The organism is Nonomuraea sp. B1E8, from assembly GCF_039871515.1.
Taxonomy (GTDB): domain Bacteria; phylum Actinomycetota; class Actinomycetes; order Streptosporangiales; family Streptosporangiaceae; genus Nonomuraea.
The window spans coordinates 19445-34759 of sequence record NZ_JBDPLS010000014.1; the positions used below are offsets into that span (position 1 = coordinate 19445).

The 15315-nt window shown below is 67.8% G+C and carries 16 protein-coding genes and 1 tRNA gene; 7 read left to right on the forward strand and 10 right to left on the reverse strand.

Features of this window, described 5'->3' with window-relative positions; genetic code table 11:
- Nucleotides 1-60: 60 nt before the first annotated feature.
- Both ABGA98_RS35985 and ABGA98_RS35990 read right to left on the reverse strand, forming a co-directional pair.
- Nucleotides 61-942, reverse strand: a complete 882-nt coding sequence (locus ABGA98_RS35985) for an enoyl-CoA hydratase (protein ID WP_347622911.1) — start codon at nucleotides 940-942, stop codon at nucleotides 61-63.
- 71 nt (nucleotides 943-1013) lie between these two features.
- Complete coding sequence (locus ABGA98_RS35990; protein WP_347622912.1) at nucleotides 1014-1271, reverse strand: helix-turn-helix transcriptional regulator; 258 nt, start codon at nucleotides 1269-1271, stop codon at nucleotides 1014-1016.
- 870 nt (nucleotides 1272-2141) lie between these two features.
- On the opposite strand from ABGA98_RS35990, the gene ABGA98_RS35995 reads away from it, so the two are divergent.
- Both ABGA98_RS35995 and ABGA98_RS36000 read left to right on the forward strand, forming a co-directional pair.
- Complete coding sequence (locus tag ABGA98_RS35995; protein ID WP_347622913.1) at nucleotides 2142-2567, forward strand: DUF5980 family protein; 426 nt, start codon at nucleotides 2142-2144, stop codon at nucleotides 2565-2567.
- Between the two features lie 94 nt (nucleotides 2568-2661).
- Nucleotides 2662-2889, forward strand: a complete 228-nt coding sequence (locus ABGA98_RS36000) for a hypothetical protein (protein ID WP_347622914.1) — start codon at nucleotides 2662-2664, stop codon at nucleotides 2887-2889.
- A 24-nt stretch (nucleotides 2890-2913) separates the two neighbouring features.
- Here ABGA98_RS36000 and ABGA98_RS36005 read toward each other — a convergent pair whose 3' ends face one another.
- Nucleotides 2914-3252 carry a VOC family protein gene (locus tag ABGA98_RS36005; RefSeq protein ID WP_347622915.1) on the reverse strand — a complete coding sequence of 113 codons (339 nt, stop codon included), beginning with the start codon at nucleotides 3250-3252 and terminating at the stop codon, nucleotides 2914-2916.
- Nucleotides 3253-3312: 60 nt separating this feature from the next.
- Nucleotides 3313-3486: a hypothetical protein gene (locus tag ABGA98_RS36010; RefSeq protein ID WP_347622916.1), complete on the reverse strand. Its 174-nt coding sequence runs from the start codon at nucleotides 3484-3486 to the stop codon at nucleotides 3313-3315.
- Between the two features lie 92 nt (nucleotides 3487-3578).
- Between ABGA98_RS36010 and ABGA98_RS36015 the strand changes: the two genes are divergently transcribed.
- The 5 genes from ABGA98_RS36015 to ABGA98_RS36035 all read left to right on the forward strand — a co-directional run bounded on the left by ABGA98_RS36015 (nucleotide 3579) and on the right by ABGA98_RS36035 (nucleotide 7634).
- Nucleotides 3579-4217, forward strand: coding sequence for a TetR family transcriptional regulator (locus ABGA98_RS36015; protein ID WP_347622917.1), 639 nt, complete (start codon nucleotides 3579-3581; stop codon nucleotides 4215-4217).
- A 33-nt stretch (nucleotides 4218-4250) separates the two neighbouring features.
- On the forward strand, nucleotides 4251-5870 hold the full coding sequence (locus tag ABGA98_RS36020; RefSeq protein WP_347622918.1) for a CocE/NonD family hydrolase: 1620 nt from the start codon (nucleotides 4251-4253) through the stop codon (nucleotides 5868-5870).
- Nucleotides 5871-6043: 173 nt separating this feature from the next.
- Nucleotides 6044-6589, forward strand: coding sequence for a flavoprotein (locus tag ABGA98_RS36025; protein ID WP_347622919.1), 546 nt, complete (start codon nucleotides 6044-6046; stop codon nucleotides 6587-6589).
- 4 nt (nucleotides 6590-6593) lie between these two features.
- On the forward strand, nucleotides 6594-6803 hold the full coding sequence (locus ABGA98_RS36030) for a helix-turn-helix transcriptional regulator (protein ID WP_347622920.1): 210 nt from the start codon (nucleotides 6594-6596) through the stop codon (nucleotides 6801-6803).
- Between the two features lie 9 nt (nucleotides 6804-6812).
- On the forward strand, nucleotides 6813-7634 hold the full coding sequence (locus tag ABGA98_RS36035; RefSeq protein ID WP_347622921.1) for a hypothetical protein: 822 nt from the start codon (nucleotides 6813-6815) through the stop codon (nucleotides 7632-7634).
- A gap of 191 nt (nucleotides 7635-7825) precedes the next feature.
- On the opposite strand, the gene ABGA98_RS36040 is transcribed toward ABGA98_RS36035, so the two are convergent.
- From ABGA98_RS36040 to recF, 6 genes are all read right to left on the reverse strand, one after another.
- Nucleotides 7826-7899: transfer RNA gene (locus tag ABGA98_RS36040), tRNA-Ile, on the reverse strand.
- Between the two features lie 125 nt (nucleotides 7900-8024).
- Complete coding sequence (locus ABGA98_RS36045; RefSeq protein WP_347622922.1) at nucleotides 8025-8702, reverse strand: DUF3566 domain-containing protein; 678 nt, start codon at nucleotides 8700-8702, stop codon at nucleotides 8025-8027.
- 2 nt (nucleotides 8703-8704) lie between these two features.
- Nucleotides 8705-11203 carry a DNA gyrase subunit A gene (gene gyrA, locus ABGA98_RS36050; protein WP_347622923.1) on the reverse strand — a complete coding sequence of 833 codons (2499 nt, stop codon included), beginning with the start codon at nucleotides 11201-11203 and terminating at the stop codon, nucleotides 8705-8707.
- 84 nt (nucleotides 11204-11287) lie between these two features.
- The gene (gene gyrB / locus ABGA98_RS36055; RefSeq protein ID WP_347622924.1) at nucleotides 11288-13231 is read right to left on the reverse strand and encodes a DNA topoisomerase (ATP-hydrolyzing) subunit B; all 1944 of its coding nucleotides are present in this window, start codon (nucleotides 13229-13231) and stop codon (nucleotides 11288-11290) included.
- A 337-nt stretch (nucleotides 13232-13568) separates the two neighbouring features.
- Nucleotides 13569-14069, reverse strand: a complete 501-nt coding sequence (locus ABGA98_RS36060; RefSeq protein WP_347622925.1) for a DciA family protein — start codon at nucleotides 14067-14069, stop codon at nucleotides 13569-13571.
- Nucleotides 14059-15303, reverse strand: coding sequence for a DNA replication/repair protein RecF (gene recF, locus ABGA98_RS36065; RefSeq protein WP_347622926.1), 1245 nt, complete (start codon nucleotides 15301-15303; stop codon nucleotides 14059-14061). Before recF ends, ABGA98_RS36060 begins: the two co-directional genes overlap by 11 nt.
- Nucleotides 15304-15315: the final 12 nt, after the last annotated feature.

A 15315-nucleotide genomic window follows, 5' to 3' on the forward strand; every position in this document is an offset into this window, starting at 1 on the left:
TGGGTGATGGAAGGCCCTCGCGCGATGACGTCCGTGCAGGCAGGCTTATGACGCCTGCTGTCACACGTCGGTGTCGGGCAGCCCCCAGAGCTCGCGCGTCAGGCCGAACCCGGCGGGGTCGATGTAGGCGCCGTTGTGCTTGATGCGGCTGTGCGCGTGCCCGAGCGTGTGGAGGTGGAACGCTGCCTGCACCGCGTTCCACTGGCCTTGGATGTCGAGGGTCTGGTTCACGGCCTTCTTCGCCATCTTCAGCCCGACGGTCGGGCGGGTCGCGATCCGCCGCGCGAGCTCCAGCGCGGCCGTTTCCAGCTCCGCGCGCGGGACGACCCGACTGACCATGCCGAGGTCCTTCGCCTCGGACGCGGTGATGACGTCACCGGTGAACAGCAGTTCCTTCGCCTTGCGGGCGCCGAACTCCCACGGGTGCATGAACAGCTCGACCTGGCCGATGCCGAACGCCGTGACCGGGTCGGCGAAGCGCGTTTCCTCGCTGGCCACAATCAGGTCGGCAGGCCACATGATCATCATGCCGCCGGCCAGGACCCGTCCCTGCACAGCGGCGATCACGGGCTTGGGGAAGTTGCGCCAGCGCCAGTGCAGTTGGATGAACACCTCGTTCTCCCAGGCCATGTCACCCTCGACGCCGCCGAGGCCGAGACCGCCCTCCAACGTCACCTGGTCCATCCCGTCGGTGCTGAACAGGGCCTCTACGTCGTGCCCGATCGAGAAGTCGTCCCCTTCTGCCGCGAGCACGAGCACGGAGATCGAGTCGTCGGCCGCGGCACGCCGGTAGGCGGCGTCGAGCTGGTAGAGCAGGTGGACGTCCTGCAGGTTGCCCTGCTCGGACCGGGTGAGCGTCGCGCGGGCGACACGCTCGACGGGCACGTCGTAGGTCACGCGCTCACCGAGCTTCACCGGCGCGGGCAGTTCATTTGTAGCCATGTCGTCCTCTTCTCTCATGGGTGATGCTTCTCGGTGGCCATGCTGGTCAGGGGTTGTCGCCGGTGGCTGCTTCAGACAAGTCGGCGCGCCTCGTCCTCGGTGAGAGTCCTGCCGAGGGTGACCTCGTGGAGGTCGCCGAAGATCTCCAGGCGGATGGACTGGTCGATGCCGCCGATGCGGACCGGTGCGTACCCGGCCGCGCGGATCAGGCGGGCGACGGCGGCGATGGTCGGGACCGAGGGGGTGGCCACGCGGCCTGTCTCGATCTTCCGGAGTGTCTCTGGTGAGACGCCTGCGGCGAGCACGGTCGTCGTCGGGGTGCTGCTCACGTCGGTACTCCTCACATCAGACCACGCCACAATGTACGTGACGCGTCACCTACATGACATGGACCATACATGATGTGTCACCTTCCCTGCTACGCTGTCCCCTGTTGCTGTGACGAACGACATTCCGTGGCTGAACGACGACGAGCAGCCCGGCGTAAAGTCCGAGATGAAGTTCGTATACGCCGGGCTGCACCAGTTGTGCGCGCCGCTGCTTGGTGGATCGCCGGCGCCCAGCCCGAACGCCACACCCAGGGCGGCCTGCTGCGGGTCGGGGGGAGGGGGCAGGCCGCCGGGCAGCGCGCCGAGCCGGTCCCACGCCACTGAGGGCCCTCCCACCAGGCTCGGTTTACGAGCTCCGGCCAGACGCCATCGCGGGTGGTGACAGGGACTCTGGGAGAGATCAGGAGGTCACGCAACTCCGTCAGCGGTATTTCACGCTGGGGCAGCTAGGAGGAGAGGATCCTGCCGTCGAGAGCGAGACCGGCGGGAGCGTTCGAGAGAAGCCTGTCCGCCAGACCTCCGTCAGAGGCGGTTGCTTGGGTGAAGGTGCGTTACCGGTCCACGGGAGCGCTGCGGATCTGAGGCCCGCCCCAACCGGCGATGACGGAGTTCATCACCGACACACCTGCCGACTCCATCTCACAATCGTCGTGCTCGCCAAGGCTCGTACCGAGCAATGACAGCACGTCCACAACCCCACCCGCGGCTCTCGGCAACCACAGGGCCGACGCCACCACCAGACGATCACGACGACTCGACGCAGCCGCCCTGCACCAGACGTCAGGCGGCATGGGCCTTTTCCTTGATTCTTGACAAGTTTAAATTTAAACAGGCAGGAACGTCCGAAGCAGAGACACCAAGGAGGCAGCCGTGCGAACGATCAGGAGATCCGCCAGGCTGGCGCTCGGCGTGACGGCCGGCGCGGCACTGGCACTGTCCGGCACCACACCGGCCTCGGCGAGCACGTGGGAGCTCATGCACTCCCACCAGCAGATATGCGTGCAAACCAACCACGACCGCAGCACCTACCTCATTGCCGCAGTCGTCGGAAGCTGGACGAAGACCATCCAGATGGGGATGAAGAACCTGCCCGCGGGTTCGACCAGCGAGGGTTCGCCCATCCCGCCCGGATCCAACTACACCGACCCCGAGGACGGGTCCACGACGATCAACGGCTGGATCTGGCTGACGATCCCGCCGCTCCCGGCCGGGGCGTACGAGTCGTGGTTAACGGCCTCGGACGGTACGCAGACCCAGTCCAACCCCGTCACCATCAACGTCAAGGACCGGTGCTAGTCGCCAGGTGATCCTGGCGGAGCAGGCGGGAGTGTCCGTAACCGGCGCGCGAGCCACGAACCGGACACTCCCGACCGCCCGCGATGATAGGTGCATGGCAGACGACAGAACCCGGTGGGACCTGCACGTGGAGATGTACGCCACCGAGGAGCAGGCACAGGAGATCAAGGACCAGGTGCAGCGCCTGCTGTGCCCCGATCCCGGCCACCGTCCACCGTGTGCGATCCCCTGGTCCACCAGCCTCTACGAAGCCGAGGGCGAAGACGCGGCCGGCCTGGAGGAGCAGTACCTGATCGAGCACGGCGGCGACTCCCGCGGCTGACACAGCCCGCGCAGCCTGGGAACCTCAGACCGGGCCGCCGCCGAAGCTGATCTCGTTGCCCTCCGCGTCGCGGTAGATCACCTTGGTCACGCCGTCGTACGTCTCACGCCCGGCCGGCTCGATGCCCCGCCGGGCGATCTCGGCGACCCGCCCCTCCAGGTCGTCGACGAACTGCAGCACCAACGCGTTCCCCGCCCGCTCCGGGTCCTGGATGATGTAGATGTAGCGGTTCTCGGCCGTCTCCCAGACCGCCTCGATGTCGTTCGGCAGGAACGAGGGCTGCCCGCCAAAGAGCCGCTCGTACCACGGCAACGCCGCCGCGTAGTCGGTGACGGGGATGCCGGCGAAAAGGTACTGCGCCATGTCGTCCTCCAGAGGCATGGTCGATGTGTCACCGATACCGACCCCCCGCAGCGCCCAAACTCATCGGGCAGTGCAGGCGAACAGGATGTGGGTGCCGCCGTCCACGACGCCGGGCTCCTGACAGGCGGCGATCTCATGCTCCAGGAAGCGCGCCCACCGGTCAGGATCGGACTCGAGCGCCGCGAGCGTGTCCGGGTCGCCCAGGGTGGCCCAGTTGCTGGCGGCGGCCGCCACGATCTCCCCACCGGCAGCCCGGACAAGATCGCTCAGGCCGCTGTGGCAGGGCCGACTTCCCTTCCATTGACCAAATGGTTAACATACTGTCCATGCGATCAGCCGAGGATGATTTGACCGCACGAGCCCGGATCAGGAACGCGGCGCTCGAGTTGTTCGGCGCCGAAGGAGTCGGCAGGGTGAGTCTTCGCGCGGTGGCCCAGCGGGCCGGCGTCTCGCACGCATTGGTGCTGCATCACTTCGGCACCAAGGACGGCCTGCGCCAGGCGTGCGACGACTACGTGATCTCGCTGGTGCGCGATGCTCCGGACGCCGACCTGGGCGACGCGGCAGGGCTGGCCGCCATGCTGGAAGCGGGTACGGCGGTACGCCGCTACCTGGGACGGGCGTTCCTGGACAGCACCCCGGAGGCGGCGGCGCTGTTCGACGAGATCGTCGCCTCCACCCGCCAATGGCTGGAGCAGGGCGTGCGCGAGGGCTGGGTGCAACCCAGCGACGACCCGCCCGCACGGGCCGCGATGTACGTGACGTGGCTCCTGGCTCCGCTGGCGTTCGGTGAACATCTGGCGCGCTCGATCGGCGTGGCGGACGTGCACGACATGCGGACGTTGCTGCGCTTCTCCCGCGCCGGCATCGAGATCTTCACCCGCGGTGTGTTCGCCGACGAGCGCGCCCTCGACGCGTGGGACGCCGTGCGTGACGAACGCAGGCCACAACGCGGCGCGCGGTGAGCGCCGCGCTTTGCCAAGAAGGGAACATCTGTCATGGGCATCGCCGCCAGGGTGCTGGCCAGTAGGGCGAAACTGGCTCCGGCCGAGACCGAGAACGTGGCCATCGAGAAGGACCTGCGTGTCCCGATGCCGGACGGCGTCGTGCTGCTGGCCGATCACTACGCCCCCCAGGGGCTGGGGAAGCGGCCGACCGTGCTGATCCGCTCGGTGTACACCGACAGGACCAAGGGCGCCATGGTAAGCCGCCTGGTCGCCGAACGCGGCTTCCACGTCGTGGTCGTCAGCGGCCGGGGGACCTGCGGATCCGGAGGGACGCTCACCCCGTTCATCTCCGAGCGCGACGACGGCCTGGCCGTCCTGGAGTGGCTGCGCCGGCAGCCGTGGTTCACCGGCGAACTGGGCACTCTGGGACAGAGTTACAACGGCTACACACAATGGGCGATCGCCGCCGGGGCCGGGCCTGAGCTGCGGGCCATGAGCACCTCGCTGATCGGGTCCAACGCCTACGACCTGGTCTACCCGGGCGGCGCACTGGCACTTGAGCTCTTTCTCGGCTGGATCAGCATGGTCGCCAACCAGGAGAAGCCGCTACCCGTCTACCTGTCCGCCGTGGCGTTAGGCGGCAAGAAGCGAGGCCGGGCCGCTCGCCTCCTCCCGCTCACCGAGGCCGACACCATCGCCATCGGCGCCGTGGCACCGCACTGGCGGGACTGGCTCGCGCATCCCGACGCCGACGACCCGTGGTGGTCGCCCGGCGACCACAGCCAGATGGTGCCGGCGGTGACCGCCCCCAACCACCTGGTCAGCGGCTGGGACGACATCGCGCTACCCGGCCTGGTCCGCGACTACCAGACGCTGCGCAAGGCGGGGCACGAGCCGTATCTCACCATCGGGCCGTGGCAGCACTGGGACGCCGAACTGTCGATGACCGCCCTACGGGAGAGCATCACCTGGCTCCGCGCACACCTGCTGGAAGACCAGAACGGGCTGCGCACGGCACCGGTGCGCATCTACGTCAGAGGCGCCGAGGAGTGGCGCGACCTGCCGGTCTATCCGCCCTCCGAGGTACGACCGCAGAGTCTGTACCTGCACGTGAACGGCGTTCTGGGAGGCGATCTGCCAGCCGACTCCGCGCCCGACCGCTACCGTTTCGACCCCGCCGACCCGACCCCGGCGGTCACCGGGATCTCCCGCATGATCGGCATCTCGCGCAAGACCGGTGAGAGCGTGCTAACCGGGCGCGACGACGTCCTGACCTACACCGGCGAGCCACTGCCGGCCGATCTGGAGGTCATCGGTGTCCCCGCCGCCGAGCTGCACGTGACCTCCAGCCTCGCGCACACCGACTTCTACGTGCGCGTCAGCGACGTGGCGCCCTCAGGCACGATCACCCATGTCTCCGACGCGCTGCGCAGGTTCGCCGCCGACCGGCCGATCGACGGAAGGGTCGAGATCGAGCTGGCGCCCGTCGCCCACCGGTTCAAGCGCGGCCACCGCATTCGGGTACAGGTCGCGAGCGCTGCGTATCCGCGCTGGGACCGCAATCCCGGCACCGGAGAGCCGCCCGCCACCGCGAGCGCGATGCGCGCGGCCGACCAGCAAATTCATCACGACCCCAGCCGGCCCTCCGCCCTCATCCTGCCGGTCTGCTGACGGGAAGGGCAACGTCTTGTCGCATGACCGGCTGCTGCCGCGGGTGCTGGTCGCTGTGCAACGCAGAGAGGGGATCGATTCATGCAACTGAGCGGCGTCGCAACCTGTCAGGGTGTCTCCTCCCCACAATCGAACCTCAACGGCCATCGCACTTGTTTCATAGGATCACGCGCATGGAGTCCCACGAGGACACGCCCGGCGTTCTTTATGTGATCGCGTGCGCCGCACCTGCCGCCGCCGATCTCCATCATCTGGTCCCCATGGCTCAGGCGGCCGGGTGGCGGGTGCACGTGGTAACCACGCCGATGGGCGAACGCTTCCTCAACGTCGCAGAGCTGGAGCGTCTGACCGGCGACCTGGTCCGCAGCACGTACCGCATGCCGCAGGACCCCAAGGGCCTCCCTCCCGCCGACGCCGTGATCGTCGCTCCTGCGACGTTCAACACGATCAACAAGTGGGCGAACGGCATCGCCGACACCTTCGCCGTCGGCCTGCTGTGCGAGGTGGTGGGGCTCGGCGTCCCGATCTTGGCCGTACCGCTACTGAAGGACGCGCTCGCCCGGCACGTCGCCTTCCAGCGGAGCCTGGACACGCTTCGAGAGATGGGCGTGCAGGTCCTGTTCGATCCCACCGCCCCGCAGGAGTCCCGCATGCCATCCTGGGAACGCATCATGCAGGAACTACACACCGTTGTCAGGGTACGACTGACACAGGAGTGATGGCATGGACGCCCGCGGGGAGATCGGCCAGCGGATCGCTCGGGCACGCCGTCGCCGTGGACTGTCCCAGGCGGTCCTGTCCGGTCTCGTCGGCCGTTCAGAGAGCTGGCTGAGCCAGGTGGAACGCGGGCAACGTGCTGTGGACAACCACACCGTGATCAACACCCTCGCTGACATCCTCGGCCTGCCCGTGGACGAACTCACCGTGAAGTAGACGAACGCGATGACGCGCTACCAGGCAGCATCGGCTATCCGGCAGGCGATGATGGGCTATGACGGCCTCTCCTCAATGATCGATCCCCGCCATACGCAGGGTTCCCCGGAGAGCGTCGTGTGGCTGCGGCATGAGATCCGCCGTGTGAACCGGCTCTACCAGGCAACCCATAACGACGAGGTCGGCCGGCGATTGCCTCGCCTGATCGTGGCTACCGAACTGGGGAGCCGCCATGCCCCCGCCGCTCAGCGCCGGGCGTACCAGACTCTTCGCTCGCTGACCTACCACTCCGCCACCACGACCCTGCGCCGCGTGGGAGAGGCGGAACTCGCCTGGGTGGCTGCTGACCGCTCGCTGGCCGCCGCGCAGGAAGCGGACAGGCCTCTCCTCGCCGCCGTGAGCGCCTACCGGCTCGGCTACGTCCTGGTACGGCTTCGTGAGACGGAACGCGCACTGCACCTGGTTCTCCAGTCGGGCTCACAGGATCGCTGCTCGGTACGCCGAACTCCGCCGAGCGCCAAGCATCGTGGCAGCAGGCATGTCATGACGGCTGGTGAAGGCTGCCTGAGTCCACATGTACCCATGACCCAACGGGATCACGTCCGACTCACGTGGCTGGAACCATGTGCTGCTGTAAAGCGCCCCCGCGTCGTGGCGTGGACGTGCGCTTGCCGGGCTGTGTTCTACGAGCTGTGTGAGGGCGGCGGTCAGACCCGCATCCGTCGCACCCTGCAGGCAGAAACCGGGGACGTGGTTCACGAGACCCACCAGTGCTCAACCGTTGAAGCTCGCGCGATATGGGCGGCACTGCTATCCGGCCGAGCCCGGTAGACGGGCACGGCGATTGGGATTGCCCCGGGTGCCGCCCCGTCGCCGTGCCACATCCTGTGGTCGTCGCATCCCACGGCCACTCTTCCCCCGCCCCCGATAGCTGCTTGCTCGCGCGTAGAGACCTGCGGCGATAGTCACTCAGAAGATCAAAAAGACCACTTCCGATTTACGGAAATGGCCTTCGAGCTGGGTGGGGCTACCAGGACTTGAACCTGGGACCTCTTCCTTATCAGGGAAGCGCTCTAACCGTCTGAGCTATAGCCCCGCGCACACCGAACGTTATCGCATCCGGCGATCGGAGGCGAACCGGTTGTTCGGTCGAGAAGAGCTTACCGTGTCCGGCGTGCTGCTCGCGCCGTGCCGGCGAAGGGCACGGCGCGAGCCCACGGGCTATTCGGCCTCGCTGAAGGTCACCTCGACGCCCCCGACCAGGTCGGAGGCGACGTTGTAGATGACCGCCCCGAGCGTGGCCAGGGCCGTGATGAGCACGACGTTGACCGCTCCGATCAGGGCGGTGTAGCCGAGGATGCGTACGGGCTCGAACCAGGACGCGATGTCGATCGGGATCGAGTTCTGGCCCTGCTCGCCCTGGCCGAGCTGGTTGACCAGGTCGACGATCGAGTCGAACACCCCCAGGGCGGACAGCACGCCGTAGAGCACGGCCACCGCCACGAACAGCACCACGAAGCAGACCAGGGAAACCACGAAGCTGAACTTCATGGCCGACCATGGTTCGATGCGCCGCAGGACCAGGTGGGCCTTGCGGGGGAGCCGCGCCCCCGCGCCGCTCGCCTTCTTCTTGGGCCGTTCGACCGCGGGCGGCGGCGGAGCCTCCGTGGCCAGCGACGGGCGGATGCGGACCGTGTCGTTGCCCTCCGGCTGCTTCGGCGCCTGCGGCTGCGGAGGTGGCGGCGCGGGCTTGGAGTCGTCTTTGGCCGGGAAGGGCCTGCCCTGCGCGGGCGAGGTGTCCCGGCTTTCGTCGAAGGTCTCTTTCTCTGCGGGCCGCTTCGGTTGCTGTCCGTTACCCGAAGCCGCCTTTGTTCTGGCGGAGCCACCTTGGGCGCTCATGACTATTCTCCTCCCCCGTCTTCCTCACTCTCCATCGGAGTCTCCATGGACTCCGCGTTCCGGGCGAGGGCCACCACGCTGTCGCCTTCAGCGAGATTCATCAATCGCACTCCCATGGTCTGACGGCCGGACTGCTTGATCTCACCGGCACTCGTCCGGATCACCCCGCCGGCTGACGTGATCGCGAAGACCTCGTCCTCTGGATTGACCATGACGGCTCCGACCAGCTTGCCACGGGAGGATACGATTTTCGCAGTAAGCACGCCTCTACCGCCACGTCCTTGAACTGGATATTGCTCCACTGGCGTCCGTTTTGCGTACCCAGCCTTCGTGGCGATAAGCACGTGTTGACCGTCGGCGATGCGATTCATGGCAAGAAGTTCGTCACCTTCGAGGAACCTCATCCCGATGACGCCACTGGTCGCCCGGCCCATGGGCCGCAGCGCGTCGTCGGAAGCGGTGAATCGGATCGACTGCGCCCCCTTGGAGACGAGCAGCAGATCGTCTTCCTCGGAGACCAGGCGTGCCCCGATGACCTCGTCGTCGTCGCGCAGGTTGATCGCGATCAGACCGCCGGACCTGGGGGAGTCGTACTCGGCCAGGCGCGTCTTCTTGACCAGCCCGCTGCGGGTGGCGAGGACCAGGTAGGGGGCGACGTGGTAGTCACGCAGGTCGAGGACCTCCATGACGGTCTCGTCGGGCTGCATGGCCAGGAGGTTGGCCAGGTGCATGCCGCGGGCGTCGCGGCCGGCGTCGGGAAGTTCGTACGCCTTGACCCGGTAGACCCGACCCTTGTTCGTGAAGAACAGCAGCCAGTGATGCGTCGTGGTGACGAAGAAGTGGTCGACGATGTCGTCCTGGCGCAGCTGCGCACCGCGTACGCCCTTGCCTCCGCGCTTCTGGGCGCGGTAGAGGTCGGTGCGGGTGCGCTTGGCGTAGCCGCCCCGCGTGATCGTGACGACGATCTCCTCTTCGGCGATCAGGTCCTCGATGGACATGTCGCCGTCGTAGGCGATGATCTCGGTCTTGCGGTCGTCGCCGTAGCGGCCGACCAGCTCGGCCAGCTCGTCGTTGACGATCTCGCGCTGGCGGGCCTCGCTGGCGAGGATCGCGTTGTACTCCGCGATCTGCGTCATCAGGGCGTCGTACTCGTCCTGGATGGCCTGCCGCTCCAGGGCGGCCAGCTTGCGCAGCTGCATGTCGAGAATGGCCTGCGCCTGGATCTCGTCGATCTCCAGGAGCCCCATGAGGCCCTGCTGGGCGGCCGAGGCGGACTCGGAGGCCCGGATGAGGGCGATGACCTCGTCGAGCCGGCTGAGGGCCTTCAGCAGCCCGCTCAGGATGTGGGCGCGCTCTTCGGCCTTGCGCAGGAGGTAGCGGGTCCTGCGGACGATGACCTGGATCTGGTGGGCGACGTAGTGCCGGATGAACTGGTCGAGCCGCAGGGTGCGCGGCACCCCGTCGACCAGGGCCAGCATGTTGGCGCCGAAGGTGTCCTGGAGCTGGGTGTGCTTGTAGAGGTTGTTGAGCACGACCTTGGCGACCGCGTCACGCTTGAGCACGATCATCAGGCGCCGCCCGACCCGCGAGGAGCTTTCGTCGCGTACGTCGGCGATGCCGGTCAGCTTGCCCTCGCGCACCAGCTCAGCGATCTTCAGCGCCAGGTTGTCGGGGTTGACCTGGTAGGGCAGCTCGGTGACGACGAGCGCCTGCCGTCCCTTGTCCTCCTCGACCTCGACCACGGCCCGCATGGTGATCGAGCCGCGCCCGGTGCGGTAGGCGTCTTCGATGCCGCGCCGGCCCACGATCAGCGCGCTGGTGGGGAAGTCGGGCCCCTTGACCAGCTTGATCGAGGCTTCGAGCAGCTCCTCGTCGCTCGCCTCCGGGTTTTCCAGCGCCCACCTGACCGCCGAGGCGACCTCGCGCAGGTTGTGCGGCGGGATGTTGGTCGCCATGCCGACGGCGATGCCGCCCGAGCCGTTGACCAGCAGCTGCGGGAAACGCGCCGGCAGGACGTCGGGCTCCTGTGACTTTCCGTCGTAGTTGGGCCGGAAGTCGACGGTCTCCTTGTCGATGTCACGCAGCATCTCCATGGCGATGGGCGCGAGCTTGCACTCGGTGTAACGCATCGCCGCCGCGGGGTCGTTGCCCGGCGAACCGAAGTTGCCCTGCCCGTCGACCAGCGGATAGCGCAGCGACCACGGCTGCGCCAGGCGCACCAGCGCGTCGTAGATCGAGGTGTCGCCATGGGGATGGTAGGTGCCCATCACGTCACCGACGACGCGGGCGCACTTGAAGTAGCCGCGGTCGGGACGGTAGCCACCGTCGTACATCGCGTAGAGCACCCGGCGGTGCACCGGTTTGAGCCCGTCGCGCACGTCCGGCAGCGCCCTGGACACGATGACGGACATCGCATAGTCCATGTAACTGCGCTGCATCTCGGACTGGATGTCCACAGGCTCGATGCGTTCAGCCGGGGGAGTGGTGTTCACGTCCGTCACAGGTTGAGGTCCTTCTTCATGGAACGGTGAGCCATGTCCTGCGGCTCACCGTGAGTAGCCGAATCTGCGCCCACGGCCGGTCGCTCAGACGTCGAGGAATCGGACATCGCGAGCGTTGCGGATGATGAAGTCGCGCCTGGCCTCGACGTCCTCGCCCATGAGCACGCTGAACAGGTCGTCGGCCTGGGCCGCGTCGTCGAGCGTGACCAGGCGCAGGAGCCGGGTCTCCGGGTTCATCGTGGTCTCCCAGAGCTGGGCCGCGTTCATCTCGCCCAGGCCCTTGAAGCGTTGTACGTTGTCGCGCGACCGGGGGTCGGGCTTGCCGTTGGCGATGCCTTCTGCGATGACCGCGTCGCGCTCGGGGTCGGAGTAGGCGTAGGAGGCGTCCTCACCCTTGCGGTCCCACTTGATCTTGTAGAGGGGCGGGCACGACAGGTAGACGTGCCCCGCCTCGATCAGCGGCCTCATGAACCTGAACAGCAGCGTCAGCAGCAGCGTGTTGATGTGCTGGCCGTCGACGTCGGCGTCGGCCATCAGGATGACCTTGTGGTAGCGCAGCTTGGTGATGTCGAACTCGTCGTGGACGCCGGTGCCTAGCGCGGTGATCAGCGCCTGGACCTCGTTGTTCTTCAGGACCTTGTCTATCCGCGCCTTCTCGACGTTGAGGATCTTGCCGCGGATGGGCAGGATCGCCTGGAATTTCGAGTCGCGTCCGCCCTTGGCGGAGCCTCCCGCCGAGTCGCCCTCGACGATGAACAACTCGCACCGCTCCGGGTCGTTCCACTGGCAGTCGGCCAGCTTGCCCGGCAGGCCGCTGCCCGACTCGAGCAGTGACTTGCGCCTGGTGAGGTCGCGGGCCTGGCGGGCCGCGAGGCGGGCGCGGGAGGCCTGCAGCGACTTGTTGATGATGTCTTTGGCCTCGCCGGGGTTGCGCTCGAGCCAGTCGCGCAGGTGGTCGTTGCACGCCTTCTGGACGAACGACTTGGCCTCGGTGTTGCCGAGCTTGGTCTTGGTCTGGCCCTCGAACTGCGGGTCGGAGAGCTTGACGGAGATGATCGCGGTCAGGCCCTCGCGGACGTCCTCACCGGAGAGGTTGTCGTCTTTGCCCTCTTTGAGGAACTTCTGCTCGCGGGCGTAACGGTTGACGATCGACGTCAGCGCCGCCCGGAAGCCCTCTTCGTGGGTGCCGCCCTCGGCTGTGTTGATCGTGTTGGCGAAGGTGTAGACCGACTCGGAGTAGGAGTTGTTCCACTGCATGGCGATCTCGACCGCGATGCCGTCGCCCTCTTCCTCGAAGGAGATGATCGACGCGTGCGCCGGCTCCTTCTTGGTGTTGAGGTGCTTGACGAAGTCGGCCAGGCCGCCCTCGTAGAAGTAGGTGACCTTGCGCGGTTCGCCGTTGATGTAATCGGGGCGCTCGTCGGTCAGCGTGATCGTCAGGCCCTTGTTGAGGAAGGCCATCTCCTGGAAGCGCCGCGAGAGCGTCTCGTAGTTCCAGGTGGTGGTCTCGAAGACGTCGGCGTCGGGCCAGAACGTGATCGTGGTGCCGGTCTCGTCGGTCTCCTCGCCCTTGGCCAGCGGCGCCGTGGGCTTGGACATGTCGAAGCGCACGCGCCAGTAGTGGCCGTTCTGCTTGACCTCGACGTCCATCGCGGTGGACAGCGCGTTGACGACGGCCGAGCCGACGCCGTGCAGGCCGCCCGAGACGGCATAGGCCTGGCTGTCGAACTTGCCGCCCGCGTGCAGCGTGGTGAGCACGACCTCGACCGCCGAGCGCTTTTCCACAGGATGAATGCCGGTGGGGATGCCGCGACCGTCGTCGACCACGCGCACACCGTTGTCGGCGAGCAGTGTGATGTCGATCCTGCTGGCGAACCCGGCAAGGGCCTCGTCCACCGCGTTGTCCACGATCTCGTAGACCAGGTGGTGCAGACCTCGTTCCCCGGTGGAGCCGATATACATACCCGGGCGCTTGCGAACCGCCTCAAGCCCTTCGAGTACGGTGATTGAGCTAGCGTCGTAGGACAACTGCGAAATCCTCCTGCCGCGGACACGCGGCGGGGGTTGCCATGATTGTCACAAGCTGCCCCTGCCGTGCCCGTCACCGTCGTGAGTGCCCCGATGCGCGGTCACCCAGGGGAGTCGGCTTGCTGCCGGGGTGACACGCAAGCGGACGTGTCCGGAATCCTTTTTCATTCTACCGCCTCCGGAGCCTCAAGGTGGCAATGAACGCGCCTGTGATGCCCGCTAGCTCGTTCGGCCCCCCGGGCGGCATCCCCCCTCCGGATAGGGGGCTTATCGCGTCTGTGGCTTTCTGATCGCCCTTGGCCCCTATCCACAATGTCCGGGCACGCGTTGGGCGCGGCTACCCATAGGTGTCGCCGGGACCCCGACTTCCGGTCACCCGCAATCCACCTGAAGGGCGCGGGGCGTTCTGCGGCCCTCTGACCTTGACCTTCGTCACCGTGCCGTCGCCGAGCTCCTCGTTGAGCCTGCGTACGAGGGTGCGCGCGAGCAGCCGCACCTGCGTGGCCCAGGCCGTCGAGTCGGCCGCGATCAGCACCTCGCCGTCGTCGAACGACTCGGGCCTGGTGTGGGCGGCCAGGTCGGGACCCACGATGTCGGCCCAGCGCCCGAACACCGCGCCGACGGCCGCCGGGCGTTCCCAGCCGCGGTCGGCGAGCAGGTCGGCGATGGCACGACCGAAAAGCTGGGGATCACCGCCCTCACGGCGCGGCCCCGCCGCTCTGCGCCTGGGCTCGCGCCGGGGGAGCTGGCCGCGTTTGGCCGCGTCGGCCTTGGCCTGGGCGAGCTTCTCCCTGGCCATCGCGGCGCCTCTGGCGGTGGCGTTCTCGTCAGCGGACACGGGTCACGCCCCCCTCGGCGACGTCGTATCTGCCTCCCGACAGCTCCTTGGGCACGTCGTCGGGCACGGCCGCGGTGATGAGCACCTGCTCGGCCGGTGCGACGATCTCGGCGAGGCGGCGCCTGCGCTGGGTGTCGAGCTCGGCGAACACGTCGTCGAGGATCAGCACGGGATCGCCGCCGTCGGCACGCAGCAGGTCGTAGGCGGCCAGCCGCAGCGCCAGCGCGAACGACCAGGACTCGCCGTGGCTGGCGTAGCCGCGGGCGGGGAGGTCGCCGAGACCGAGGATCAGGTCGTCGCGGTGGGGGCCGACGAGTGTGACGCCTCGTTCCAGCTCGGACTGGCGCACCTCCAGCAGGCGCTCGCGGATGCGCTCCTCAAGGGTTTTCCCCAGGTCTGTGGATAACGTCTGCGCAGCGGAAGATCCCCGCTCACCGGCGTCTTCGAGCAGTTCGCCACCCTCACCGTCATCCCCACCTGTGGACAACGTGCCGCGATAGGCCAGCGTCGCTGGAGCGCTCGCGGGCGCGAGCGCGGCGTAGGCCCCCGCGACCAGCGGGCGCAGCGCCTCGATGAGCTCGAGCCGGGCCCGCAACAGCTCGGCGCCGTGCCTGGCGAGGTGGGCGTCCCACACCTCCAGCGTGCTCAGCACGTCGCCCGCGCCGGCCGCGGCGAACCCGGTGTCGCTCTCCGCCCTCCTGGCGCTCCTGCCGCCTCTGCGGGCCTGCGCGGCCGTACGGAGCAGGGCTCCGCGCTGCTTGAGCACCCGGTCGTAGTCGGCGCGCACACCGGCGAACCTGGGAGCCCTGGCCACCAGCAGCTCGTCGAGGAACCGGCGGCGCTCCGACGGGTCGCCCTTGGACAGCGACAGGTCCTCGGGGGCGAACAGCACGGTGCGCAGCAGGCCCACGACGTCGCGCGCCCTCGGCACGGGCGAGCGGTTGAGCCTGGCGCGGTTGGCCCGGCCCGGGTTGATCTCCAACTCGATGAGCGCCCGCCGGTCGTCGCGCTGCACGGAGCAGCGTATGACCGCCCGCGTGGCGCCCTGCCGGACGAGGGGCGCGTCGCCGGCCACCCGGTGGCTGGAGTGCGTCGCGACGTAGCCGAGGGCCTCGACCAGGTTGGTCTTGCCCTGGCCGTTGGGCCCGACGAACGCCGTGACGCCCGGCTCCAGGCCGAGCTCCACGGACGCGTAGGACCGGAAGTCGGTCAGCGAGAGGTGGGCGACATGCACCCCACGAAGGTT

Bases quoted from the DNA above. Each gene is read 5' to 3' on its own strand.
- ABGA98_RS35985 (WP_347622911.1), bottom strand. From the start codon at position 942: ATGGCTACAAATGAACTGCCCGCGCCGGTGAAGCTCGGTGAGCGCGTG.
- ABGA98_RS36030 (WP_347622920.1), top strand. From the start codon at position 6,594: ATGGACGCCCGCGGGGAGATCGGCCAGCGGATCGCTCGGGCACGCCGT.
- ABGA98_RS36035 (WP_347622921.1), top strand. From the start codon at position 6,813: ATGACGCGCTACCAGGCAGCATCGGCTATCCGGCAGGCGATGATGGGC.
- ABGA98_RS36015 (WP_347622917.1), top strand. From the start codon at position 3,579: ATGCGATCAGCCGAGGATGATTTGACCGCACGAGCCCGGATCAGGAAC.
- ABGA98_RS36025 (WP_347622919.1), top strand. From the start codon at position 6,044: ATGGAGTCCCACGAGGACACGCCCGGCGTTCTTTATGTGATCGCGTGC.
- ABGA98_RS36020 (WP_347622918.1), top strand. From the start codon at position 4,251: ATGGGCATCGCCGCCAGGGTGCTGGCCAGTAGGGCGAAACTGGCTCCG.
- ABGA98_RS36045 (WP_347622922.1), bottom strand. From the start codon at position 8,702: ATGAGCGCCCAAGGTGGCTCCGCCAGAACAAAGGCGGCTTCGGGTAAC.
- ABGA98_RS36000 (WP_347622914.1), top strand. From the start codon at position 2,662: ATGGCAGACGACAGAACCCGGTGGGACCTGCACGTGGAGATGTACGCC.
- ABGA98_RS36005 (WP_347622915.1), bottom strand. From the start codon at position 3,252: ATGGCGCAGTACCTTTTCGCCGGCATCCCCGTCACCGACTACGCGGCG.